The organism is Gibbsiella dentisursi, from assembly GCF_039539505.1.
GTDB lineage: Bacteria > Pseudomonadota > Gammaproteobacteria > Enterobacterales > Enterobacteriaceae > Gibbsiella > Gibbsiella quercinecans.
The window spans coordinates 1,936,713-1,958,661 of record NZ_BAABDG010000002.1 but is presented as its reverse complement, the minus strand read 5'-3'; the positions used below and the strand labels follow the sequence as shown (position 1 = coordinate 1,958,661).

Sequence of the window (21,949 nt, the reverse complement as noted above, 5' to 3'; positions counted from 1 at the left end):
ATGCCCGGCCAATTGTCCGGCGCGCGTTACATCGGCAGCGGCGACGATGATCGGCGTTAGCCACAGGGGATTTCAGGCAACAAAAAACCCGCCGAGGCGGGCTTAACTACGAATAGAAGAACGTTTACTTAATCATTCACCGGCAGGATGTGCTTTCTTCGCACGCTTTTCCGCGCGTTTTTCTGCCTGGGTCTTCAACGGCTTTTTCTTCGCATTTTTCTTGCTATCCATTCCCTTACTCATTTTGGCCTCTCTATTACCTATGGTGGGTAGATTGCTTATCTATTAACCCCCTAAAAGAGGCCGGATGCAAGCAGGAATGATCAAAAACCCCCAATGCACTGTTAAACCCGATAATTTTTTTGGCGTTATGGCAAAAGCGCGGGTTGGCGCAATAAACGCCCGGTGGGCCATTTCACGGCAAGGTGAACGACAACCATTGCGCTCATTTTAAGCAAACAGACGCTAACCGGCCGGCAGATATGCAGATTTCCCTGTTTTGTCATTGACCTGCTCTGTTGCATGGGCTTTGATGAAGGCATGAGCCACACAGAGATGGAAGCGCCATGGAACAATTAAGAGGTTTGTATCCACCGTTAGCCGCGTACGACAGCGGTTGGCTTGATACCGGGGATGGTCATCGCATTTACTGGGAACTGAGTGGTAACCCCAACGGCAAGCCGGCGGTATTTATCCACGGCGGGCCGGGCGGTGGTATTTCCCCGCGTCACCGCCAGTTGTTTGACCCCGAACGTTACAAGGTTCTGCTGTTCGATCAGCGTGGTTGTGGGCGTTCCCGGCCGCACGCCAGCCTGGAGAATAACACCACCTGGCACCTGGTGGCCGACATTGAACGCTTGCGTGAGATGGCGGGCGTTGAACAGTGGCTGGTTTTTGGTGGCTCCTGGGGCTCTACGCTGGCGCTGGCCTATGCGCAAACCCATCCGCAGCGCGTGAGTGAAATGGTGTTGCGCGGCATCTTTACACTGCGCAAGCAGGAATTGAGCTGGTATTACCAGGATGGTGCTTCGCGTTTCTTTCCGGACAAATGGGCGCGCGTGCTTTCGATCCTGTCTGACGACGAGCGCAAAGACGTGATTGCCGCTTACCGGCAGCGGCTGACCTCGCCAGATCTGCAGGTGCAGTTGGAAGCGGCAAAACTGTGGAGCGTATGGGAAGGGGAGACGGTGACGCTGTTGCCAAGCGCCGAGTCTGATTCGTTCAGCGAGGACGATTTTGCGCTGGCGTTTGCGCGCATTGAGAACCACTACTTTACCCATCTGGGATTTCTGGAAACGGACGATCAACTGCTGCGCAACGTTCCCCGCATTCGCCATATCCCGGCGGTGATCATCCATGGCCGCTATGATATGGCTTGCCAGTTACAAAACGCCTGGGATCTGGCGCAGGCCTGGCCTGAAGCAGAGCTAAAAATCGTGGAAGGGGCCGGGCACTCCTTTGATGAGCCCGGGATTCTGCACCAACTGATGTTGGCGACCGATCGTTTTGCCGGCAAGTAGCACGCCGCCATAGCCTGCCTTGGTGGGCAGGCTCGGATTATTTTGTTTTCGGCTCGTAGGGCAACTGTGAGAATTTGTGCGATTGCGCCCGGTAGTGGGCCACGCGCTCACGAAAGTAATCCCGCAGGTATTCGGGCTGTTCCCGCTCAACCATTTCCGGGATCACCGGCATGTTATAGCGTTCTTTGAACGCCACACCGGAAGCCGCTAAATCAACGTTGACCTTGTCCATTTCTTCTTTAGACAGTTCCGCCAGGTTGTAACCCATTCTGTTCTCCTTACCGCTAATGCCACCATCAGCGCTGAAAGGTAATCCAGCCGAATCCGCTTGGCAAGTACCACGTTATCGCGCAATAGCTGTTTCGAATGCCTGCACCTGCGGCTCGACGTATGAAGGGTATAGCGCTGTAAATTGCCGCCCATACCAAAACAGGCAATGAAATTTGTTTATTTATTGAAATGGGAATCATTATTATCTTGTTTTTTAAATAAGTGATAATAATTATTATAAGCGTTAATTTGTGGCGGTAATTTATTTTTATCTCATTGAATTGTTTTGATTTTATTTTTAATGATTAACCTTGTGAATAAGGTGTTTTTATTTTGTTTTTTACAGTGCATAATGTGCCGAAATTAAGTTTTCTGCCTGCCGAAAATTAAAATAGGAATAATTATGTTAACGCAAGAAATGGTAAAAAAACTGAATGAGCAACTCAATCTGGAGTTCTATTCAGCCAATCTGTACCTGCAGATGAGCGCCTGGTGCAGCGACAAAGGGTTTGAAGGGGCAGCCGCATTTCTGAAAACCCATTCTCAGGAAGAAATGCAGCATATGCAGCGCCTGTTCGATTACCTGAGCGATACCGGGGCTCTGCCGTTGTTGGGTAGCATTGCCGCGCCGCCGGTTGAGTTTGCTTCACTGGAAGACGTATTCAAGCAAACCTATGAGCATGAACAGCTGATTACCCGCCAGATCAACGAGCTGGCGCATGTTGCAATGACCACCCATGATTATTCCACCTTCAACTTCCTGCAATGGTACGTTGCCGAGCAGCATGAAGAAGAAAAACTGTTCAAATCCGTGCTGGATAAACTGGCGCTGGTGGGCACCAGCGGTAAAGCGCTGTTCTTCGTTGACAAGGATCTCAAACAGATGGGTGCGGCTGGCGCGAGCAGCAACGGCCAAGTGTGATCGCCTGAAGTATGGGCAGCACAGCCTTCTGTTGAAACGCACCCCATTCGGGGTGCGTTTTTTGTTGGTGCGCGTTGAGCGGCGCACTTCCTGCCTCTTGCAATGTTTAAGGGGATAGGGTTATTCCCCTGATTTTATTGTGGTGATGCAGCGAGAAATGCGGTCTGCGGCGCAGATGCCAGTGATGTGCTCGACTCGCCCCATTATCACCGTTATGATTTGGCCCGATACGCTACAGGGATGGTATTGGTCAACTTAGTGAACCCGTCAACACCTTCCTTTACTCGTGGCGCAATTATTGCGGTGGGTTAAGGCCTTCGTTCTGCCATCCGGCTTTACCCCTTGTTGCCTTCATTTGATTAAAGGGATAACACCATTGTGATCGCTAAACTCCGTTCATCTTCTCGTTTGTTTCCCGCGCTGGTTGTTTTACTCGCCGGCTTATTTTCCCAGCAGGTATTGGCGCATGCGCATCTTAACGCTGCGACTCCGGCTGCCGATGCCACTGTCAGCGCAGCGCCAGGCGAGCTGGAACTGCAGTTTTCTGAAGGGATTGAGCCCAACTTCAGCGGCATTAACATCACCCGCGCCGATAATGCCGCGGTAAAAACCGGCAAATTGAAACTGGGTGAGAGTAAAACCCAGGTGAGCGTGCCGATTGATGAGCAGCTCACCGCCGGCAAGTACCACGTTTCCTGGCACGTTGTCTCGGTTGATGGCCATAAGACCAAAGGCCAATACAGCTTTACTGTAAAATAACCGATGGGTTTGGCGGCTCTGTTCGTACTGTGTCGCTTTGTGCACTTTGCGGCGGTGATGCTGATGTTTGGCGCCAGTATATTCACCGCCATATTAGCGCCGCAGCGCTTTTCGCAACGGCTTACCCCTGATGTGCGCCCGTTGCTGGTGGCTTCTGTCTGGGCTGGAGCGCTTTCCGCCGCCTGTATGTTGGCTATCCAGGAGGGCCTGATGGGCGACGGCTGGATGGATGTTTGGCAACCGAGCGTTTGGCTGGCAGTGCTCTCGACCTCTTTCGGCAAGGTTTGGTGCTGGCACCTGGGGCTGGCGGCGTTATCCCTCTTGGCGTTGTTGTTGCCGCCTGTTCGCGGCGCGCAGATCGGTGCGTTGCTTGCCGTTTTGCTGCTGGTGAGCCTGGCATTTATCGGCCATGCGGTGATGCATGATGGCGTGCTGGGTGCAGCACACCGTATTAACCATGCGCTGCACCTGTTGGCAGCGGGCTACTGGTTCGGCTGTTTGCTGCCGCTGCTGTTGTGCCTGCGCTATCTGCATCAGCCGCTTTGGCGTTATGACGCTATCCATGTGTTGATCCGTTTTTCCCGCTGGGGCCATTTGGCCGTGGCGTTGGTTATCCTCACCGGTATCGTCAACGGGCTGTTGATCACCGGCCATTGGCCGCTGAACCCGGATTCAACCTACCAGCGCCTGCTGCTATTTAAGGCCGCAGCCGTGGCGGTGATGGTTGCGATTGCCGCAGGCAACCGCTATGCCCTGGTGCCGTTAATGAAGCGCGACCCCGCGCTAGCGTTGCGTGGGTTGGTATGGGGTTGCTGGGCGGAAGTGGCATTAGGGGCTGTGGCGCTGATGCTGGTCAGTGTGTTTGCCACCTATTCACCGCGGTGACATTACGCCTTGCCCGCTACCGTGGATTACGGGAAAATCAACGAAATAGTAAATCAAATTAGGGTCATAAAATGAAACGAGCATTACTCGGTTTCGCGTTGCTGGCAGCGACCAACGCCGCGTTGGCGGCCGGTGGGCTAGTCAATGTGACTAAGCTGGAATACGGCAAACAGTGGGCATTTACTCGGGAAGAGGTGACGCTGCAGTGCCGGAAAGATGGCGCACTGTTTGTGCTGAACAACAGCACGCTGATGCAATATCCGCTAAATGATATTGCCCAGGCTCAGGTAAAAGCAGGGCAGCAACGTGCCCAGCCGCTGGATGTGATCCTGCTCGATGATGCGAACAACCCTGGCCACAAGATGAGCACAGAACCGTTCCGTGAGCGTGCGCAGCAGCTGTGCGCCCACTGATTTTTTTCAGAAAGAAAGGGTTATGGCTGGGAGCCGCTGTTGCCGGTGAAAATCAGGTGTTTGATTTCTACGGTAAACTATCACGCACCGTGCGCCACGCTGGCAAAAATAGCGGCTTGGGCTACGCTTAAAGTGCATGGCTGAATAAGCCCTGCATTAAATGCCAACTTTTAGCGCACGGCTCTCTCCCAAGAGCCATTTCCCTAGACCGAATATAGGAATCGTATTCGGTCTTTTTTTAAGTTGTTGATTTTGCTGATTTGTTTTCGTGAAACTCGAATTTACTCGAAATTTACTCGAATTTTGATATTCGGTCTTTTACAGCATTACGTACTCTTTCCCCCTCGTATTGAGATATTTCAACGTCATCATTTCTGATGTATGCCCCAGCAGTTTCTGCGCAAAATCCCTTCCTCTCTCCTTCTCATACAGCCGGCCGGCCAAACTTCGGATCTCGTGAAATGTCGGCGGATTTTCCTCGAACGACAAGCCTGAAACCTTCCGCGCCGCAACAAATTTTTTCGTTAGTCCATCAGGGTGCAGTGAGCCATCAGGGCTGTTTTTGCGGATGCCGGCGCTGATCATAAAGTCTGTTGTGCTGGCCAACCTGCAGCGTTCGATCACAGTCCCGAGGCGGAGGCCTACGATTTTCAGCTCCAGATCGAGGGGGAGGGAAATCATGGCGCCAGTTTTACCTTGCTCGACAAGCAATCTGCCGTCTACGACATGACTGAAACGCATCTGTGTCAGATCTTCGCGACGCTGGCCAGAAACCAAGGCCAGATCCATCGCCAAGCCGAACCAAGGCGGCATAGGGGCTGCTGCACCACGAATAGGCTCGTATCGCGCCAATTCCAGCCGTTCGCGCTTCACCACGACTTTTGCGGCGCGCGTGGGCGTTATGGGATTGTTTCGATATGACTTTCAACGATTGCTTCGCGGAATATATCGGAAAGTACCGATCGCATGGTGGCGGCCATTGTTTTTTTGTCCTGGGCGATCCAGAACTCTAGGAGCTCGGCGACGTGTCGAGTCGTGATTTTTGACAGCACCATGCCGCCTAAGCGCTCGCGGATATCCCAGTCTTTGCTTGCTAGCGAGATCGGTTGGAAACGCTCACGCCTTTCCAACTATGAGATCGGCCTACGCTCCCCAAGCTTGGACGAGTGCCGCCTCATTGTTGAAACAATGAATCGCTTGGGCTGTGATTGCACATTGGACAGCCTTTTCCCTCCAGAGCCTGAGCTTAAAAATCAGGAGGACTAACCATGTCATTAACCTTTCAGGATGTTATCAGGGCGGGTGGCCAGCGGCTGAGTTCAGGAAATCAATCTTCATCGCGCCTACGTGGGTCCGTAAAGCCTGATGCTGTTCGCATGGCGGTCGAAGAATGGCAGAGCACGCTGCCTGGCCGGGCGCAGGAAACCATCGCGAAGTTGATCACCGATGAATGGTTCCGGCGCGGTGGGAAAGGCCTTCAACTGGGCGATATCGAACGCAACAACCGGCAGAACATATTTCGTTGGCTGGACAACCCGAACCGTACGGAGAAATACGCAGGCTATGTCCTGCAGTTGACGCCGGTGATCGCCGACGTGATGCCGATCGAGATCACCAGAAAACACGGGCTAAAGCAGGGAAAAACCAGGTTTGAGCTGGTGGCCGATGCCATCAAAGAATGCGCGGACGCCAAACAGGCGGCGTTACTGGGCGCGCCACTGCGCGAGTTGGAGAAAGAAATCCGCGAGGGTATCGAATCGCTAGTAAGGCTGGCACCGCCGGACCGCTGGGCTGCCGTAATGGCCAGCGCCGCGGCGATGTTCAGCGGCAGTATGTAATAACCGGAGCATAAACCAATGGCTAATTTTTCAAGAGAACAAATTGAAGCGCAGATCCGCGATCAACTGGTGCGTGACGGATTTTCTGAGGATGTGGCGCGCTCGGCTGCCGGCCGCGGCGCCGATCATTACCTTTCTCGTCCGAATGCAACGATCGCCAGCAGCCTTGTAATCGCAAAGACGTACGCAAAACCGCTAAAGCGGGTGAAGAGCAAACCGGAGCGCCCGCATGTGCCTGGGCGCCGCATGGGACGCCGCTGATTATGTCCTGGGATAAATTCTTCCGCTGCTATGTCGGTGACTGCGTAGATCTCATGCGGCAAATGCCTGAAAAGGCATTCCACACCTGTGTAACGAACCCCCCGTATTTCGGGCTACGCGATTACGGTGTTGAGGGCCAGATCGGCTTAGAGCCGACGCCGGAGGAGTTTATCCAGCGTCTGGTTGAGGTATTCCGCGAAGGTTCTCCCATGCGGTATCCTGGCGGTTCAGGTCGTCTGGCAAGGCGTATGCGGTCAATGGCAGTTGGGCGAATGCGTCAGACCGAAGAATTAAAGAGGACATTAGGCCGCTTTCAGAGCCGCTTGAAAGAATGCGTCAGGTGAGGGGGTATACGTGGACGCGTCGGGATACAGGGGTTAAGCAGCAGGGTTTTATCGCCCAGGAGATACAAAAGATCTTGCCGTCGGCGGTGTTTGAGTCAGGGACATCGCTGACCATGAGAGACGGAGAGGTTATCGATAATGTGCTGGCGATAGACACAGTGGGAGCAACGGCCGCCTTGCACCATGAGGCAATTTTAGCGCTGATGGATGAAATTGAATCGCTGAAGGTGCGGTTGGGAAAATACGAGTCAATGGCCGGATAAACCGGCCAGTGCTTAACGTTTTTCCTGCCCAATCACTTTATCAGCGGCTACTCGGGACAGGAATCCGGAGCGGCTACCGTACTCTGGATGATAGTGGAAGCTTTACCGGATCCCCCTCGTCAAAGGCGAGGGGGGGAGAAGACAGAATCAGCCTTGCTTACTTAAAATAGCCAACCCCGAAAGGTTGGCTCTCTACTGATTTATGCTTTAGTTCAAAAGATTAGAGAAGATGGTATTTTTCAAGAGTAGATTTGACTTCTTTGACAAGGTCATCAGCATCCAAGTCACTTTCATCTCTGTCTGGATAAGAAGTATAACAATCTGCCAAGCTAAAAAGTTCCGCTGCACAGAGTCCAATAGTTTCGCTATCTTTACTCAATGTGCCATCATCACGCTCCTCTCTCCAAAGATTAAGATACTGGGACTCGTATTCATCAGCTGATATTTTTGATTTCAAGAGGTCTTTTGCAATATCAATTAATTTGATACTCATAGTAAAACTCCTTTCTCTATGTAATTTCTATACTGAGGTGTTCCAGGTTTTAACTTCATTCCTGTTGCGAAAGAACCATCTTTCTTTATTACTACAGCATTATTTGTTTCTGCGTTAAAATATACTTTAGATTCTTTTTCTCTTATATACGTGCCTTTTTCTTTTGTATTTTTATCAGATAGATGAGCTTCAATTGCATCCCGGAACTTGGTTAACGTTTCACTATTTATCTTTGTGTCACTGATACCAAAATCTATGGCATGTTTATACTTCTTCTGGAGTTGTCTGCGCGTGAATTTTCCCGAATCCAACGGGTCACTCAGCATAACGTAAATCGGCTCAACGCCCGTACCGGTCGCATCCGGCTGCCAGTAGATAAAATCCTGCAACGCAGGAATATCCGCCACCGGCAGGGTGGTGGTGACAATGCTGTCAGCCTGCTTAACCTCCGTCCCGGTATGCACCGGCGTCACCGGCACCGGGGAACTGTTGCCGGTATGCGATGGTGCCGCAGGTCCGACTGGCACCGGATTCACCAGTATGGTCCGCGATGGCGCACCCGCCACCGCCGGTACCGTGATTTTATCAAGTCCGGTCGCCTTGTCACGCACGGCACTCAGCACCGGTACCGTGGGGGAGATCCCGCCCGTGCCCGTCTTCACCAGGTTAACCGACTGCTGGCCGTCGCTTTCCGTGGAAATGTACCCCCGCACCGGCAGGTCCACGGTCTTCATCCCCGGTTTAATCTCCGTCTTCATGGCTGTATACAGGCTGGCCTGAGCGGCAAGCATGTCAATGTTGCGCCCGGGAACCTTATCGCTGCCTTCACCGGCCTTCGGGATATCAAGTGCAGCCCGCAGAACCGTAGCAACTATAGCCCATCCGGAAAGAGATTTGCCTATATTGGCAAGCTCGATGACGCCACGCCAGAGCGCACCGGCCTCCCATCCCGCCAGACTGCTGTTGAAAGGAAGCGTCCCCACGCCCGCCGCGGACAGCTGAATCATCCCCGGGGCGCGGTTCAGCGCTATTGAGCCTTCCGCGGACAGCGCCGTGTTTGCCGCTTTCACCATTTCCGGCGTGTAAACCGGCGTCTCCTGGATACCCACTTTTGCAAACAGCGCCTTACGGGCGTCTTCGGCTTTACGTGTTTCTTCGGCTCTGCGTGCTTCCTCTGCTCTGCGAGCCTCTTCAGCCTTGCGAGCTTCTTCGGCTCTGCGAGCTTCTTCTGCCCTGGCCGCATCCGCTTCCCCTCTGGCCCGGTTTTCCGCCTCCTGACGCCGCAGCAGCGGCCCCGCCGGCATATTCATGGTCATGGAAAAATACAGTGGCTCCTCGCCGCTGCCTTCCGGGAACCAGACGATACAGTCGCTGGTATTGGCCCCCATAGTGAACCCCGCCTCACGTACCTCACCGCCGGTCTGCGCCACGTTTCTGACAAAACGGGAGTCCTTACGGGGGGCTTTTGCGGAAAACTCAAACGTGTAGGAGCCCATAGCCCCGGGCAGACGCCCGATGGTGTAATACGCCCCGCGTACCGTGGCTTTCACCACCGGCAGGTCATACGCCGTCGGACCTGCGGATACGGCGGAAATGAACTGCGTCCCGTCATGAACATCGTCCAGAATGCGGGTATGCACCGGCACATTCTCCGGCGCTGTTGCCATCGCAGACAGGTTGCTGTCCGTCAGTGCCTGTGCGGGGAACCAGATAAACGCAGGGTCGTAAGCGTTGTTAGGACCCGGATAGTCTGGAGCCGGCGTCAGCCGCCAGATATCACAGGCGGACATGCCGCCCTTCAGGGGGGTGGACTTCACCTGATTAACGGCGTTCTGCACCACCGCCGGAACGCCTGCCGGCAGCGCCTCATTGTAGCCATCCACTTCGGGTATCCAGCCGTTGCCGGTTATGGGGTCAAAGGGCTTTTCGCCGGGGACATACCACTCTTTCACATTGGGTCTTTTCGGCCAGGTATCCTGCTTCTTCTGGGGGGTCACCACTATTCCCGGCTCACTGTCGCCGGGGCCTGGCGGAATATCATATCCGCGCGTTGGCCAGGCCCAGTGGTCCTCGTACCAGACGACGCCGGGTTCGGGCGGCACCCCGTTATTGTAGTCGTTCTCATTGTAGTTAATATCACTCATAGAAAATCCATTGTACTGACAATCTGACAGAGTCAATGACAGGCTGGGAAAATATAACCTGCATTCCCGAATACGGTATTACGTTCGCTGAAAGCTCCACGGAATACCGCTCACGATTTTTTTAACACTGAAATAACATGTTCCAGAGATGCCAGCCGTGTTTCCATTTCAAGACGGGCTTTACGCTCAGCCTTTCGCAATGAGCACTCTTCTTTGAGGGCTTCAACCAGCAGGGCGACCACGCCGTTGATATTGATACTTCGTGCGTCCGGAAGCACGCTGCCGTCATTGAGTGTCAGTTCGGTCTGCGTGACCAACTGAGGCAGTACGGCCTCGATTTCCTGGGCAATGACCCCGGCTTCCGGAACCCCCTGTTTGAGGTAGGTATAGCCGCTGATTTTTTCCAGCTTATCCAGTGCGCCGGCAATCTTCTCGACGTCGGTTTTCATCCGCGCATCTGAGCTGCTATGCCAACTCCCGTTGGTGTAGGCATGACCGTCATTACGGAATTCATACCAGCCCTGCGCGCCACCATTAGCGACATGCAATCCCAGAAAATGGTGCAGGCCGACACGTTCATAATGGTAAAAGTCTGCAGACATATCCGCCCGGGCCTGAATCCATAGGCCATTAGTTTTCCTGCCCGTATTGTTATCTACGCTGCGGTTACCCGCTGCAGTAATCCACCCCTCGGGATTGCGTTTGGTCAATTGCCCCACAGAAAGCTCGGCGTTGGGTCTGACCTGAAGTTCGTTCTGGTTCCCTTGACGATCCTGATAAGAGAGCAATCCATAATCTTCCTTGCCCGTGACAACCCGCGCGCCCATTCTCATCGAGGTAGTCACATTGCCGCCGGTGAAACTGGTGGTTATCGTTGGTGCATTATACGTTTGCCCATTGATAAGGATGGCCGGGCCGGTGGTCTTGGCTGAAATGCCCGCGTTATGCGACACCAACGCGCCACCGGAAATGTCAACGCCGTTGCGCAGGGAAACCCTACCGGTTGAAAGATTAAAAGACAGCGGCCGCAGCGTATTCCACTGCCCATCCTGCGCCTGCCCGCTAGCCGTGGTCAGGGCATAAAAGTCCTTGCCGTCATTACGCAATATTATGCCGGTATTGCCATAGGCCAGGCGGAAACCGTTTGCCGATTTGGACACCACCTCAGCATCACTGATCACACGTTTGCGCAGCGTAGACAGCGATTTCAGCTCGGTAATATCCTCATTAACGCCGTTAGTCACCTGCGCATTTTTCTTTTCTTCAGCCATGATAATTCCCTCTTTTTAACTTCCTTTTTAACGGTTAAAAGGCATTTGGCACCTCACGGGCTGCTGACAAACAAAAAAGCAGGCTACGTATCGAGGTATGACAAAAGCCGGTGAAAACACACACAAACTGTATGCATGAACAGTACTATGTTCGAGAATGGAAGAAGTGTCAAATGATAACCATTATCATTTGTTGTGTGGAGGGTGATACAAAAAAGAGTAGGGTGATTTACACTCACATTTAATGTGAACGTAGACGCAAATAAGGTGGGTGCTAAATCAAGGACAAATCAAAATCGTATGCTGCATGGAACATTATGACACCGGAGCACCTTTCAGATTTGACCAGTATGTCTGTGGTTTGGCATTGTTCGTTCGAATTATTCCCGAATCGAACCGAGATTTTTAGTAACTATTTGAATGTAAAAGGTGGTTGACGAAGGTATTTGAGGTTGTTTTTTAGGCTGGAAATGTGTTATTGTATTGATATGTAATGGTTTTTTATTTCACTTTCGATTAAAGGAATCGTATTCGCTCTTTTTTTATTTTTTGATTTTAATTGTTTTTTTGGAATTAACTCGAATTTTGATATTTGGTCTTTTACAGTATCACGTACTCTTTTTCCCACGTATCGAGATACTTGCCAGTCATCTTCTCTGATTTATGCCCCCATACTTTCCGTGCAAACTCCTTTCCTTCCTCCTTTTCATACAGTCGTCCTGATTGACTGCGGATCCCGTGGAATGTCGGTGGGCTATTCTGGAACGCGATCCCAGCACTTTTCGTGCGGCGACAGATTTTTTCGTGATGCCATAGGGATGCTGAGCGCCATTCAGGCAGTTTGTCCTGATGCCAGCGCTGATCATAAAGTCTGTCGTATTGGCCAGGCGGCAGCGATCTGTTACGGTGCCAGGCCGGAGGCTAGGCAGATATTGACGGAATTTCTAACATTCGTATCTTGAGGCTACCTGGAACGATCCGGGAATTTTGCGATAGTTTTAGTTTGTTAGCTGAAATTTTTCTGGGGCTGATTGCAGTGGTGAGAGGCCATACGATTTATTATTTTACTGGCTATGATTTTATTTTTGTATAACCATTAAGAACAGCAGAAAATCTATAGCACAGGCCGTAGGCTTGATCATAAGGATAACAAAATCGAACTTGTTCATTCCTTTTTACTATCACTATGCGTTAGCACATGATTTGTCAAAAATTCATCGATAGAGTTTGCTGGTATCAGATAGAAAATGATAATAAAGAACTACAAATATTAATATTTCCATCTTACATCACATTTACGAAAATCAGGAGCGTCGTAGATAGCCATACGCTTATAGTACAGGTGTGTCCAGGGCTATTAGTGCCTTGATATTAGAAGCTCTAATCGTACAACCAGCAGCCGGCTCCGGCAGAATCTATTAGCATTCTAACCGTCAGCGGGATCAACATTAAAGCGTTGACAAGGTAAGTCAGGCACCGAAGTTTTATAACTTTTGATTAATTAACTTTCCCTTAACTATCAAGGAATCGTATTCGGTACTTTTTGCTGATTTCAAAAGATAAAAACCCGCCTAATAGACAAACGTCTTCATTTTATAAGCGCAAGCTCTTGTTGATAGTCAATATAATCTATCCTAAGGCTTCCCCGGTATTTATGCCTGGCGATGAAATAGGGATAGGCGGAATCTCTATGATGGTAAAGGGTAATTTTCCAGCCTTTAAGGAACAGATTATTTTCGATAATGCCGCATTGTGCCTGAATTAAGATATCGCGAATTGAATCCCATGGCAATGCTGGCCGCCTCTCGCTGTAGAGCAGGGTGTATCTGGCAACGTATCGTATAATTTGTTTACGCATGTTGTCTATGGTCCCTAAAGGGAAAATGAGTTTGTTGCCCGAAATCGGCGATAAACAATGGGGCAGTAACGCGCTGAATACTGGGTCAGGCTGGTCAGATGCCAATCTGTGAAAATGATAATCATTATCATAAATGATTTCAACCCTGAATTTTATGTGCCGGCGCTAACGCGTGGCTCTTTTGGCATCTGTCGCGTGTTGGGCGTTGCCCCGGGTTTCCAATCTGATAATACCTGCTCGCTCTTATCTGAATTTACTGCGCAACGTTATTATATCCATACAAAAATAGTGTCTTTCTTGTTGTTATAAATACATAAAATTAGTTTCATTCATGGTTTCGTTGGTTATCATAAGCTCGCGATATATGAGCGCCGTTAATCGTTAACGAACAGAAGGAAGTATGAAATGTTTAGAAAAACCGCTGCTGAATTCTTCGGCACTTTCTGGCTGGTGTTTGGTGGTTGTGGGAGCGCGGTGTTAGCCGCAGCCTTCCCACAACTGGGGATTGGGTTTGCGGGGGTTGCGCTTGCGTTTGGTCTGACAGTTCTGACAATGGCATTTGCCGTGGGGCATATCTCTGGCGGCCATTTCAACCCGGCAGTGACTCTGGGGTTATGGGCCGGTGGGCGGATATCTTTCAAGGATGTTATACCCTACATCATTGCGCAGGTGATTGGTGGTATTGCTGCCGGTGGCGTTCTGTATCTGATTGCCAGCGGTAAATCTGGCTTTGATGTAACGGCCAGTGGTTTTGCATCAAATGGCTTTGGCGAGCACTCTCCCGGTGGATACTCACTGCAGTCTGCCGTTATCATCGAGCTGGTTCTGACGGCATTTTTCCTGATCGTGATCCATGGTGCGACAGACAAACGCGCTCCGGCGGGGTTCGCGCCCATTGCCATTGGTCTGGCGCTGACCCTTATTCACTTGATTAGCATTCCGGTCACTAACACATCGGTAAACCCAGCCCGAAGCACCGCCGTGGCGGTTTATCAGGGAACATGGGCCTTACAGCAACTCTGGGTATTCTGGCTGGTGCCGCTGGTTGGGGGCGTTGTCGGTGGGCTGATTTATCGCTTTCTTTTGCAGCCTAAAGACTAAACCTTGCTCACATTAAACCTATGATTCGCCCCGCCAACAGGCGGGGTTTTTGTTTGCCGCCACCATTTTATTTACCTGCCTCCTTGTTTTGTTTTATGCACGTTAACTTTTTTATGGCACATCAATGATCGTAACATTCGCGGTATTTAATAATTGCGCTGCTTTCATTGGCTTCTATGGTTAACAGATCGATAGTGATAGTTGCCTGTTTGACGAGAGCGGCAGGGAATATAACGGTTCGTAGACTAAGGTGGATTTCATGTTTTCTGATGCTCCAGTCGCCACTCATCAACTACATTCAAGCTATGAAATGGCGGCGCCAGGTCCTTTGGGTGCCCTGCGGGGAACGGCTGTTCTGCCGGCAGAAAAGGGGGCGCCGGTTATCCTGATCATCCCGGGTTCTGGGCCTACCGATCGTGATGGCAATAGCCCACTGGGCATTCGAGCAGCAACCTATAAATTGTTGGCGGAAGGGTTGGCAGCGCAAGGTGTTGCCACTATCCGAATCGATAAGCGCGGTATGTTCGGCAGCCAGGCCGCCGTGCCAGATGCCAACGCGGTAACCGTCAATGATTATGTTGACGATATCAGCGCGTGGGTGAATGTTTCCATGGCACAAACTGGCGCATCCTGCATTTGGCTGTTGGGGCACAGTGAAGGGGGGCTGGTGGCGCTGGTTGCTGTCGGAAAAATAAAAAATATTTGTGGGCTTGTGCTCCTTGCCACGCCGGCCCGGCCATTGGGTGAGGTTTTGGCCGCACAGCTACGGTCCAACCCTCATAATGCGCCGTTGATGGATACGGCTGTAAACGTGATCAACCAGCTTTCGGCTGGCCATCGTGTCGATGCCCAGAATATACCGCCATTGCTTATGCCGCTTTTTAAGCCCGCCGTGCAGGGGTTCCTAATCAGTGCTTTTTCATTGAACCCCATTAAGCTGGCTGGCAAGGTCGATAAGCCGGTTTTGATTCTGCAAGGGGAGCGCGATATTCAGGTGCCCGCCACGGCTGAACTACTTAGGCAGGTTTTTCCCCAGGCAACGCTGGCCATGCTGCCCGACACGAATCACATTTTTAAACCGGTCACGACGGATGACAAAGCCGTTAATCTGGCGACTTATACTATGGCCGATCTGCCTCTGGCGCCAGGCGTGGTGAGCGCTATCACGGATTTCGTAAAGTCCCACGGCTCATCAAAATGATTGATGGTGTGGCGCCGTTGCTGTCAGGTGGGGCGTTATCATGTGCTGTTGGCCATAAAAAATCCCGCTGGGCAGAGCACAGCGGGAAAACCGGGTAGGGCATCAATGGAATGGCAGATAATTGGATCTCGTTATCTGCAAGCACTGTACACCTTGTAATATCAATGGCAGTTAAACCATGCCGGAATTAACCCATATGCTGTTAATGCCGGCGGCGTTAATGCGCTAATTGGGTGAGTTTTTCATCCAGCGCTTGTATCAGCGTGGTTACAGGCAGATCGCGAATCGCCGGGCACGCGGTAACAATTTGTGTGGCGTGCGAATAATTTGGCGCCCATATTTTATAGCCGACTAATCCGCTGTCTTTCAGGCTGCGGGTATTGTAAACCGCCAGCAGTGGCGTATTAAAAGCACATGCGATATGCACAATCGACGTGTCGGGGCTTATCACCAGATCGGCGTTCCGCACGATCTCGATGGCGGTATTAATGGTACTGTTAGCCAGATATTCCGCTGTGGGAATTTGCAAGGATTGCAGTTTGTCGCTATGCCCAATTAAAAGGATGCGGTATTCCTGATGGTGTTGGCGTATATGCGCGATCAGGCATTGCACCTGTTCGCGGGAAAAGTCTTTGTCTTCTGCGCCGGTGAACGGATTGATGGCGATAAGCCGGCGATCCGCCGGCAGCGTTAATGCCGCGACAAGGGCCGCCGCTGCAGGATCACGCCCCAAATGATAGTGGAAGGGCGCAGGCGGCAAATTGAATAACGCCAACACTTGCCGGTGCCGTTCTGTAATATGTTGCTCGCTATTGCGCCAGTTTAACTTCGGGGAATAAATCGTCGAATTTGGCTTGTTAAAGCCAATGACATGGCGCGGCGCAAGCAGAAATAGCAGGCGTAGCCGTTCGTAGTCCACAACGTCATCGAAATCGATCACAACGTCAAAATATTGCGCCCGCAATGAACGCAATGACATCCGCTTTTCGTATAGATACGTTTGCTGAACCGCATCACAGAATGCCAGCATAGATTTGCAGACATTGCCTGTCAGCACCGAGACGTGATAGCCGTTGTCGGCCAGTTGTTTCGCCGTACCGGTGGTGACCACCATATCGCCGATTTTATCGTCCACGCGCAGCAGCAGAACCCGTTTAACCTTATCGGGTTCCCAGCGGGGTGGGCGGTACGTGATATTAAGCCAGGTGTTGAGCGTGTGCAGTTTAAGACGGCGCAAAATGGTGTTTTTAGCGCGGTTGAAACGTTTTAAAAACTGCATGGTTAGGGCGGCTCCAGTCCGCAAACAGATAGCAGCGATGTGACCATTAAGCAAAAAATACAGAGCAGCCTGCTCCGTACCAATCCGGCCAGGGTATCCGTTAACGCCACGCTAACGGCAAGAATCCCAGGTGCTTACCGCAGCGCATGTTAACTTACTTTTTAAGGGGGAGAAAGCTACCCTTTATGGAGCTGGGCGTGAGGGCCATACACCCTGATTAATGGATGCCAAAAATAACTGGAGCGCGCTATGAAACGCATTGCGATTGTGGGGACTGGCCCAACTGGGATTTATACGTTCTTTTCGCTCTTAAAAAGCGAAATGCCCCTGGCGATAACCCTCTTCGAGCAGGCAGAGCAGGCGGGCGTGGGGATGCCTTATAGCGATGAGGATAATAGCCGGCTGATGCTGGCGAATATCGCCAGTATCGAGATCCCGCCGATCACCGCCAGCTATCTGGCATGGCTGCGCCTGCAAGACGAAAAACAACTGGCGCGTTTCGGCGTTGATAAATCAAGCCTGCATCAGCGCCAGTTTTTGCCGCGGATTTTGCTTGGGCAATATTTCAGAGATCAATTCCAGATACTGCTGAAGCAGGCATCGGCGCGCGGTTTTGCGGTCACATTACATGAGTCGTGCAAAGTGACGGATATTGAAGCCTTGCCCGCAGGTGTGAAGCTGTGCGCTGGCGGCGCGCCTGTCGCCAATTTTTTTGATCTGGTGGTGATTGCCACCGGGCATGTTTGGCCTGAAAAGGAAGCCTCGACGCGCAGCTATTTTCCCAGCCCCTGGTCCGGGCTGGTGGAAACGGCGATTCCCGCCTGCCGCATTGGCATCATGGGAACATCGCTCAGTGCGATTGATGCGGCCATGGCCGTGGTGGCGCAGCATGGGCAGTTTGTTGACGACGTCGAGGGCAAACTGTGTTTCGATCTTGCCCCGGAAAGCCAGGCGTTGAGCATCACGCTGATGTCACGCTCGGGGATACTGCCGGAAGCCGATTTTTACTGCCCGATACCTTATCAGCCTCTGCACATAGCAACCGAGCAGGCGATTAAACAAGAAATCGCTGCCGGGCCAGAGGGGCTGTTGGATCGCGTGTTTATGCTCATGGTTGAAGAGGTCCAGTTTGCCGATCCCGCATGGAGTGAGCGGGTCTCGCTCGCGGCGCTGGATGCTGACAGCTTCGCCGATGCTTATTTCAGCGATCGCGCACGCTATGATCCGTTTCGCTGGGCTGAATACAACCTGGCCGAAGTTGAGCGCAACAAGCGCGGGAAGCGCACCGTGCCCTGGCGTTATGCGATCCTGCGGCTGCATGAAGCCGTGCAGGCCATCGTGCCGCACCTTGGGGAACAGGATCACCAACGCTTCACGGCCGGGCTGGCCAAGGTTTTCATTGATAACTATGCGGCAATCCCGCCGGAATCTATACGCCGGCTGTTGGCGCTGCGCGCAGCCGGAGTGATTGGCCTGCTGGAGCTTGGGTATGATTATCAACAGGAGGTGCGGGACAAAAACACACTGATCCGCGTTGATGGCGCAGAACATCTCTTTGATTTATTCATTGATGCCCGTGGCCAGCGGCCGCTCAAAACCAACGAATTGCCGTTTCCGGGGTTAAGGCGGCAACTGATGGCGTCGGGCGAGGATATTCCCGCCGTCGGCGACGATTACACCTTGCTATCGCCGGATATCGCGCGCGGGCGTATTGCTTTTGGCGCATTGCCATACCTGATGCATGACCGGCCTTTTGTGCAGGGCATTACCGCAAGCGCGGACATCGGTGCGGCAATTGCACGCGCAGCCTTATCTCGTTGGCGGCGCTGAATTGGTCAGCGGGCCATGGTTTTGCCTGTCGCCATGTAAAACGTTATTTAATGGCGCTATACTGTATGAAAAACCAGTGCAGGAGAAATCATTGGCCAGATATCAAAGCGCGCCTCGGTTGGCATTTGAAGCTGCGGCAATTTATCAATATCCAGAGCATCTGCGCCAATGGTTGGCGGGTTTGCCCTCGTTGCCAGGGGTTTATCTGTTCCACGGCGAGAGTGAAACCATGCCGCTCTATATTGGTAAAAGCGTGAATATCCGTAGCCGGGTGCTTTCACATTTGCGCGCCCCGGATGAAGCCGCGATGCTGCGCCAGGCACGGCGGATCACCTTCGTCAGAACCGCCGGTGAAATCGGCGCCTTGCTGTTGGAGGCGCAGATGATCAAAAAGCAGCAGCCGCTGTTTAATAAGCGCCTGCGCCGCAACAAACAGCTTTGTGCTTTGCAGCTTAATGCCGATAAGCCTGAAGTGGTGTATGCCAAAGAGGTGGATTTCGCCCGTAAAACGGGGTTGTTCGGGCTTTTTGCTAACCGGCGTGCGGCGCTGCAGGCGCTACAATCCATCGCCGATCGGCATCAACTCTGTTATGGGCTATTGGGGCTTGAGCCGTTGAGCCGGGGGCGCCCCTGTTTTCGCTCTGCGTTGAAGCGCTGCGCCGGCGCCTGCTGTGGCAAGGAGAGCCTGGCCGCGCATCGCCAGCGGCTGCTTGCTGCGCTTGAGGAAAGCCGCGTGGTGTGTTGGCCGTGGCAGGGCCCGATCGCTTTGCGTGAGCAGGGGCCGGATAGGGTGCAGTACCACATTATTCACCATTGGCTCTGGCTCGGTGCCGTAGACGATCTGGGCGATGCACCGGCGTTAATGGTCGCTGCGCCTGGTTTTGACAGCGACGGCTATAAAATTCTCTGTAAACCCGTGATGAGTGGGCAGTATGAGATTATAGATCTTTACGAACAGGCATGACGCCCTAGAGTCTTTATTTGGGCGTAATTCCTATTCGTATCTGTCTGGTTGGGCATTAGCCGGCTCGTTAGCTAAAAACGGTGAGGATGATGCAGTGGGCTCTGCTGAGGAACGTAACAGGTTAGAGTTCAAAAAATATGAGATTTATGAGTATAAAAAAATCATTAAATTATAGGTATCTGGCTAAAACAAAGGCGAAGAGATAAACATGGGTTGCCCTGGGGCATTTTACCGGTACTGATGGTTTTCTTTGGTCTTGTGTATCTATACACAAAATCATTCAAGTTGCAGTTATGTTGGCTTTTGCTATTTTTTACATATAAAAAAACCCGCAGCAGCGGGTTTTTATCACTATGGCTTAACTGCTCAGGCTATTGCCGTCATCGCTATTGTAAGCCTTTGCGAATTATCTGGCATTAAATCGCACAGACATTGCCGGCAGAAGGGCCTTTTGCACCATTCTCGATAGAGAATTCCACTTTTTGCCCTTCATCCAGAGTTTTGAAGTCATTACTTTGGATAGCTGAAAAATGTACGAATACATCTTTACTGCCATCTTCTGGCGAAATAAAACCAAAACCTTTACCAGCGTCAAACCATTTTACTAAACCAGTCATTTTATTAGACATAGATACTTCCTTTAATTTTTAGCCACTTAAGGTGGCAAACATGGCCTGTATTCAGATAATTACTTATTGGGCACTTAGGAGAAGGCTCATGAAGAAGGGCATCTATGGATAAACTCTTGAACTGAGAACTGCTTTACTAAAACTGCTTTCATAAGGTCTGTGTTCCAAACCGATGACGCATCATATCCTTGTCCTGCTTTATTAAGCAAGTGTTAATTTTTCTTATCTGATTTTTAAATGTTTTATTGGTGTTCATTGGCTCTTCGGCTTTGGGTTTTTCATGAGGTTTAGATTTTTATCGAATGCGAAACGCATATTTCTCAGCCTGATCAACTCTTGTGAAATCGTTTTTATCCGAGCGTTATCATCATGGCCGCATCCTAGGGCATAAGGCGCAGGAGAGCCGCGGTGCCATTGTGCCCCGGCCTGCGGTAACAAAGAAGCTGAACGGTCTGGAAACGGTGCCTGGTCATGAGCTTGCGCCGTTTGCAAATGTGCTTGAAGAGCGATCAGGAAAGGGTAGAATGTTACGCATTTCCAATGCGGAGACTACCCTGTTTCTGGTTGTATTAAACATTCTTGTGGCGCTTAGCGTGCATCTGACAATCTGCTTTGGAAGCTGTGTTTCATGAGTATGAACGTTAAGGGGGGGCATATGAACAACCCGCTTTTCATCGGCATTTTAGTGGTGCTCTGGATTTTGGACGTCTATCTTAAAAACCCGTTATAGTCCTTCCAGGGCTTCACCCTGGGGGGCTGCAACGGAGTCGCATCGTTTGGCTACCCGCCTAAAGCGCCCTTTGCCCGGAACCAAAGTCATCGCTGCAACGGCAAAATCACTGCGTCATGTTTCTTCGCTTTATCCCCGCTTGCTGGCTTGTTTAAAATATTACTCCGGCGTGTTTGGTATATATTTCCCCGTGCTGATAGTCGCGTGATATTTTTATTTATCTTAAATGACGTATTTATTTAACCGCCAATTTCCTATGGGCTATCTTCTGCGCGCATCAATGTGCGATTGCCGCTGGCGTGAGCGTACATCCCCAAGCGTTATGAACCGGTTCAACCAAGGGCGGGGCGGAACCCACGTGTTTAATCGGGTTGAACGATGAGGCTCTGGCCGATATGATCGCTCTATCCGCCATTAGCTCAACGTGGCAAGAGCATTGCTTCGTGACAGGAAGTAAGAGCCGGGGTTCGAGACCTCGATGGCGGACCAAATACGGCCGCAGGGCGCATATGAGTATGCCCCTGTGCGAATAGCCCTGGCGCCCCGGCCACCGCCGGGGTTTCGCGTTTCTGGGGCCGGCGTGCTGCTACTTTTTCTGTGATTTTTTGGCTTCGTGCTTTTCCATATTGGCCTTTGCCTCTTCTTTGGCCTTTTCCGCCAAATGCGCGATTTCCTCTTCGCTGACGAGCTCACCGGCATTGTGAACCTTGGCAAAGCCTTCATTGATCTTGGTGTCTTGCGGTTTTTTATCGTCCATTATCTGTAACCTATTTCGGTAGTTTCACGTCAGGGTAGTTAACCATAAAACGCCCGGTAAAAGTTTGATTAAGGCTGCGGCACGACCGATTCCTGTGCAGGAAGGCCGTGCGGCAAGCGCCTGGCGCTGTTTTTAGCCCGTCACTTCACACTAACTTTCTTTACCGATCAGTAGGCTAGCGTGCTTTGGCATAGCGGCCTCTCCCATTGCTAAAAAT

General features: G+C 51.6%; 22 protein-coding genes, 1 tRNA gene and 1 pseudogene. 14 read left to right on the top strand and 10 right to left on the bottom strand.

Translation table 11 applies throughout. The features are described 5' to 3' along the window. Positions 1-566 precede the first annotated feature (566 nt). A complete protein-coding gene (gene pip / locus ABFX35_RS09380; RefSeq protein ID WP_121553901.1) occupies positions 567-1,520 on the top strand; it encodes a prolyl aminopeptidase in 954 nt (317 codons plus the stop codon). A 37-nt stretch (positions 1,521-1,557) separates the two neighbouring features. On the opposite strand, the gene ABFX35_RS09375 is transcribed toward pip, so the two are convergent. Then, complete coding sequence (locus tag ABFX35_RS09375; protein ID WP_121553902.1) at positions 1,558-1,788, bottom strand: DNA polymerase III subunit theta; 231 nt, start codon at positions 1,786-1,788, stop codon at positions 1,558-1,560. 405 nt (positions 1,789-2,193) lie between these two features. On the opposite strand from ABFX35_RS09375, the gene ftnA reads away from it, so the two are divergent. The 4 genes from ftnA (at position 2,194) to ABFX35_RS09355 (ending at position 4,769) form a co-directional block, all read left to right on the top strand. Next, positions 2,194-2,712: a non-heme ferritin gene (gene ftnA / locus ABFX35_RS09370; protein ID WP_095848468.1), complete on the top strand. Its 519-nt coding sequence runs from the start codon at positions 2,194-2,196 to the stop codon at positions 2,710-2,712. 375 nt (positions 2,713-3,087) lie between these two features. Continuing rightward, positions 3,088-3,471 carry a copper homeostasis periplasmic binding protein CopC gene (gene copC, locus ABFX35_RS09365; RefSeq protein WP_346080923.1) on the top strand — a complete coding sequence of 128 codons (384 nt, stop codon included), beginning with the start codon at positions 3,088-3,090 and terminating at the stop codon, positions 3,469-3,471. A gap of 3 nt (positions 3,472-3,474) precedes the next feature. Next, positions 3,475-4,356 carry a copper homeostasis membrane protein CopD gene (gene copD / locus ABFX35_RS09360; protein WP_346080466.1) on the top strand — a complete coding sequence of 294 codons (882 nt, stop codon included), beginning with the start codon at positions 3,475-3,477 and terminating at the stop codon, positions 4,354-4,356. Between the two features lie 71 nt (positions 4,357-4,427). Further along, positions 4,428-4,769, top strand: coding sequence for a YebY family protein (locus tag ABFX35_RS09355; protein ID WP_279028911.1), 342 nt, complete (start codon positions 4,428-4,430; stop codon positions 4,767-4,769). Between the two features lie 318 nt (positions 4,770-5,087). Here ABFX35_RS09355 and ABFX35_RS09350 read toward each other — a convergent pair. Then, a pseudogene (locus ABFX35_RS09350) lies at positions 5,088-5,845 on the bottom strand (tyrosine-type recombinase/integrase); the annotation flags it as partial. On the opposite strand from ABFX35_RS09350, the gene ABFX35_RS09345 reads away from it, so the two are divergent. The 4 genes from ABFX35_RS09345 to ABFX35_RS09325 all read left to right on the top strand — a co-directional run bounded on the left by ABFX35_RS09345 (position 5,736) and on the right by ABFX35_RS09325 (position 7,475). After that, positions 5,736-6,035, top strand: a complete 300-nt coding sequence (locus ABFX35_RS09345) for a helix-turn-helix domain-containing protein (protein WP_346080921.1) — start codon at positions 5,736-5,738, stop codon at positions 6,033-6,035. The pseudogene ABFX35_RS09350 and the gene ABFX35_RS09345 sit on opposite strands and share 110 nt — an antisense overlap. Before the next feature lie 110 nt (positions 6,036-6,145). Further along, positions 6,146-6,607, top strand: coding sequence for a toxin YdaT family protein (locus tag ABFX35_RS09340; RefSeq protein WP_279028917.1), 462 nt, complete (start codon positions 6,146-6,148; stop codon positions 6,605-6,607). A gap of 18 nt (positions 6,608-6,625) precedes the next feature. Further along, on the top strand, positions 6,626-6,868 hold the full coding sequence (locus tag ABFX35_RS09335) for a cell envelope biogenesis protein OmpA (RefSeq protein ID WP_346080463.1): 243 nt from the start codon (positions 6,626-6,628) through the stop codon (positions 6,866-6,868). Between the two features lie 190 nt (positions 6,869-7,058). Then, positions 7,059-7,475 (top strand): tail fiber domain-containing protein, encoded by a 417-nt coding sequence (locus ABFX35_RS09325; protein WP_346080919.1) that lies wholly within the window; start codon positions 7,059-7,061, stop codon positions 7,473-7,475. A gap of 220 nt (positions 7,476-7,695) precedes the next feature. Here the strand turns inward: ABFX35_RS09325 and ABFX35_RS09320 are convergent, their stop codons facing one another. From ABFX35_RS09320 to ABFX35_RS09305, 5 genes are all read right to left on the bottom strand, one after another. Continuing rightward, the gene (locus tag ABFX35_RS09320; RefSeq protein ID WP_279025407.1) at positions 7,696-7,968 is read right to left on the bottom strand and encodes a colicin immunity domain-containing protein; all 273 of its coding nucleotides are present in this window, start codon (positions 7,966-7,968) and stop codon (positions 7,696-7,698) included. Further along, on the bottom strand, positions 7,965-10,112 hold the full coding sequence (locus ABFX35_RS09315; RefSeq protein WP_346080461.1) for a colicin-like bacteriocin tRNase domain-containing protein: 2,148 nt from the start codon (positions 10,110-10,112) through the stop codon (positions 7,965-7,967). The genes ABFX35_RS09320 and ABFX35_RS09315 overlap by 4 nt, the downstream gene beginning before the upstream one ends. A gap of 110 nt (positions 10,113-10,222) precedes the next feature. Continuing rightward, positions 10,223-11,383 (bottom strand): tail fiber domain-containing protein, encoded by a 1,161-nt coding sequence (locus tag ABFX35_RS09310; protein ID WP_346080459.1) that lies wholly within the window; start codon positions 11,381-11,383, stop codon positions 10,223-10,225. 1,380 nt (positions 11,384-12,763) lie between these two features. After that, positions 12,764-12,832, bottom strand: coding sequence for a DUF1493 family protein (locus ABFX35_RS24160; protein ID WP_428832185.1), 69 nt, complete (start codon positions 12,830-12,832; stop codon positions 12,764-12,766). A gap of 139 nt (positions 12,833-12,971) precedes the next feature. Further along, positions 12,972-13,241: a hypothetical protein gene (locus tag ABFX35_RS09305; RefSeq protein ID WP_279025400.1), complete on the bottom strand. Its 270-nt coding sequence runs from the start codon at positions 13,239-13,241 to the stop codon at positions 12,972-12,974. A gap of 405 nt (positions 13,242-13,646) precedes the next feature. On the opposite strand from ABFX35_RS09305, the gene aqpZ reads away from it, so the two are divergent. Then, positions 13,647-14,342 (top strand): aquaporin Z, encoded by a 696-nt coding sequence (aqpZ, locus tag ABFX35_RS09300; protein WP_279025398.1) that lies wholly within the window; start codon positions 13,647-13,649, stop codon positions 14,340-14,342. Between the two features lie 259 nt (positions 14,343-14,601). Then, a complete protein-coding gene (locus ABFX35_RS09295; RefSeq protein ID WP_346080457.1) occupies positions 14,602-15,543 on the top strand; it encodes an alpha/beta hydrolase in 942 nt (313 codons plus the stop codon). Between the two features lie 217 nt (positions 15,544-15,760). Here the strand turns inward: ABFX35_RS09295 and ABFX35_RS09290 are convergent, their stop codons facing one another. After that, positions 15,761-16,822: a glycosyltransferase family 9 protein gene (locus ABFX35_RS09290; protein ID WP_346080455.1), complete on the bottom strand. Its 1,062-nt coding sequence runs from the start codon at positions 16,820-16,822 to the stop codon at positions 15,761-15,763. A gap of 249 nt (positions 16,823-17,071) precedes the next feature. On the opposite strand from ABFX35_RS09290, the gene ABFX35_RS09285 reads away from it, so the two are divergent. Both ABFX35_RS09285 and cho read left to right on the top strand, forming a co-directional pair. Then, the gene (locus tag ABFX35_RS09285; RefSeq protein WP_346080453.1) at positions 17,072-18,652 is read left to right on the top strand and encodes an FAD-NAD(P)-binding protein; all 1,581 of its coding nucleotides are present in this window, start codon (positions 17,072-17,074) and stop codon (positions 18,650-18,652) included. A gap of 91 nt (positions 18,653-18,743) precedes the next feature. After that, positions 18,744-19,616 (top strand): excinuclease Cho, encoded by an 873-nt coding sequence (gene cho / locus ABFX35_RS09280; protein WP_346080452.1) that lies wholly within the window; start codon positions 18,744-18,746, stop codon positions 19,614-19,616. A gap of 416 nt (positions 19,617-20,032) precedes the next feature. Here cho and cspE read toward each other — a convergent pair whose 3' ends face one another. Further along, positions 20,033-20,245: a transcription antiterminator/RNA stability regulator CspE gene (cspE, locus tag ABFX35_RS09275; protein WP_121554847.1), complete on the bottom strand. Its 213-nt coding sequence runs from the start codon at positions 20,243-20,245 to the stop codon at positions 20,033-20,035. A gap of 1,138 nt (positions 20,246-21,383) precedes the next feature. Between cspE and ABFX35_RS09270 the strand changes: the two genes are divergently transcribed. Beyond that, positions 21,384-21,464, top strand: a tRNA-His gene (locus ABFX35_RS09270). A gap of 97 nt (positions 21,465-21,561) precedes the next feature. Here ABFX35_RS09270 and ABFX35_RS09265 read toward each other — a convergent pair. Next, on the bottom strand, positions 21,562-21,732 hold the full coding sequence (locus tag ABFX35_RS09265; RefSeq protein ID WP_165907104.1) for a hypothetical protein: 171 nt from the start codon (positions 21,730-21,732) through the stop codon (positions 21,562-21,564). Positions 21,733-21,949: the final 217 nt, after the last annotated feature.

What these genes read in the sequence shown, in the direction of transcription:
- ABFX35_RS09265 (WP_165907104.1), bottom strand. Translation starts at nt 21,732, where the DNA reads ATGGACGATAAAAAACCGCAAGACACCAAGATCAATGAAGGCTTTGCC.
- ABFX35_RS09355 (WP_279028911.1), top strand. Translation starts at nt 4,428, where the DNA reads ATGAAACGAGCATTACTCGGTTTCGCGTTGCTGGCAGCGACCAACGCC.
- ABFX35_RS09375 (WP_121553902.1), bottom strand. Translation starts at nt 1,788, where the DNA reads ATGGGTTACAACCTGGCGGAACTGTCTAAAGAAGAAATGGACAAGGTC.
- ABFX35_RS09335 (WP_346080463.1), top strand. Translation starts at nt 6,626, where the DNA reads ATGGCTAATTTTTCAAGAGAACAAATTGAAGCGCAGATCCGCGATCAA.
- ABFX35_RS09315 (WP_346080461.1), bottom strand. Translation starts at nt 10,112, where the DNA reads ATGAGTGATATTAACTACAATGAGAACGACTACAATAACGGGGTGCCG.
- copD (WP_346080466.1), top strand. Translation starts at nt 3,475, where the DNA reads ATGGGTTTGGCGGCTCTGTTCGTACTGTGTCGCTTTGTGCACTTTGCG.
- ABFX35_RS09305 (WP_279025400.1), bottom strand. Translation starts at nt 13,241, where the DNA reads ATGCGTAAACAAATTATACGATACGTTGCCAGATACACCCTGCTCTAC.
- cspE (WP_121554847.1), bottom strand. Translation starts at nt 20,245, where the DNA reads ATGTCTAATAAAATGACTGGTTTAGTAAAATGGTTTGACGCTGGTAAA.
- ABFX35_RS09345 (WP_346080921.1), top strand. Translation starts at nt 5,736, where the DNA reads ATGGTGGCGGCCATTGTTTTTTTGTCCTGGGCGATCCAGAACTCTAGG.
- aqpZ (WP_279025398.1), top strand. Translation starts at nt 13,647, where the DNA reads ATGTTTAGAAAAACCGCTGCTGAATTCTTCGGCACTTTCTGGCTGGTG.
- ABFX35_RS09310 (WP_346080459.1), bottom strand. Translation starts at nt 11,383, where the DNA reads ATGGCTGAAGAAAAGAAAAATGCGCAGGTGACTAACGGCGTTAATGAG.
- ABFX35_RS09285 (WP_346080453.1), top strand. Translation starts at nt 17,072, where the DNA reads ATGAAACGCATTGCGATTGTGGGGACTGGCCCAACTGGGATTTATACG.
- ABFX35_RS09340 (WP_279028917.1), top strand. Translation starts at nt 6,146, where the DNA reads ATGGCGGTCGAAGAATGGCAGAGCACGCTGCCTGGCCGGGCGCAGGAA.
- pip (WP_121553901.1), top strand. Translation starts at nt 567, where the DNA reads ATGGAACAATTAAGAGGTTTGTATCCACCGTTAGCCGCGTACGACAGC.
- ABFX35_RS09295 (WP_346080457.1), top strand. Translation starts at nt 14,602, where the DNA reads ATGTTTTCTGATGCTCCAGTCGCCACTCATCAACTACATTCAAGCTAT.
- ABFX35_RS09320 (WP_279025407.1), bottom strand. Translation starts at nt 7,968, where the DNA reads ATGAGTATCAAATTAATTGATATTGCAAAAGACCTCTTGAAATCAAAA.
- ABFX35_RS09290 (WP_346080455.1), bottom strand. Translation starts at nt 16,822, where the DNA reads ATGCAGTTTTTAAAACGTTTCAACCGCGCTAAAAACACCATTTTGCGC.
- ftnA (WP_095848468.1), top strand. Translation starts at nt 2,194, where the DNA reads ATGTTAACGCAAGAAATGGTAAAAAAACTGAATGAGCAACTCAATCTG.